Annotated in this window: 1 protein-coding gene; it reads left to right on the top strand. The window is 37.6% G+C overall.

From position 1 onward, the window contains the following. Positions 1-1101: IS4 family transposase (locus tag CXF74_RS21405; RefSeq protein WP_157822519.1), on the top strand; the 1101-nt coding region annotated here is incomplete at both ends.

Here is a 1101-nt window from a genome sequence, read left to right as displayed (position 1 = left end):
TGCCGTAGTCGACAAAAGCTCCCGTTAGATTTGATAAAGAAATTAGTTCGCTACACAGGAAATGCGATCAAAGAGAAAATTGATAATCGGAATGGCATCAAAGGTAGTATTTATTTAATCGACGGAACAACATTTACACTACCTGATTCAGCTAAAAATCAAGAAAAATATCCGCAACAATCGACTCAGAAAAAAGGATTGGGGTTTCCTATTTGTCGAGCATTGGGAGTATTTTGTCTAGAGAGTGGAGCTGCCGTCAATGCTCAAATAGCGCCTTACAAAGGGAAAGGAGCAGATGAACATTCCATGCTTAGAGCAAGTTTAGATACCTTTAAGAAAGGCGATTTAATAATAGGAGACGCCATCTACAGTAGCTATTGGTTACTTTCACATCTGCAAAGCGAAGGTATCAATGGAATTTTTGGACAAAATGGCGGACGGGCTAAAAAAGCAGATTTTAGAACGGGCAAGAAAATTGGTAAATATGATCATATCGTGACTTATAAACGCCCACAAAGGCCCCAATGGATGAGTGTTGAACAATATGAATCAATCCCAAAGAACATTTCAGTAAGGGAGATAAAAGTGAGGCATAAAATCCTCGTATCAACACTGTGTAACGATGATCTACACAGCAAAGCTGAACTCGCTGAATTATATAAAAGTCGTTGGAATATTGAGGTTGATTTTAGAAATTTAAAAGTGACAATGGGTATGTCAGAGCTAAGTTGCAAATCCCCAGATATGTGTCAAAAAGAGATATGGATTTATTTGTTGGCAAACAATCTGATCCGAATTCTGATGGCACAAACGGCTAAGAAATTTAATCTTAATATAAGATCAATTAGCTTCAAAAATGCCTTACAAATATGGAATTCAGTTTCAGCTAAGTTTATAAATTTCGCTGAAAACATCAAAAAGTTTTTCTTTATAATTGCAGGTCATCAAGTAGGAAAAAGGGCTGGACGTATTGAGCCTAGAGCAAGAAAAAGAAGGGCTTCAGCTTATAGTTTATTAATGGTACCAAGGCACGAGGCTCGGGCTAATATTCTAAAAAATGGACACCCTCCGAAGCAGAGAAAAAATACAGGAGCCAAGGGC

The organism is Psychromonas sp. Urea-02u-13 (assembly GCF_002835995.1).
Classification (GTDB): Bacteria; Pseudomonadota; Gammaproteobacteria; order Enterobacterales; family Psychromonadaceae; genus Psychromonas.
The sequence above is the reverse complement of the archived record's forward strand: the minus strand, read 5'-3'. Positions and strand labels throughout refer to the sequence as shown.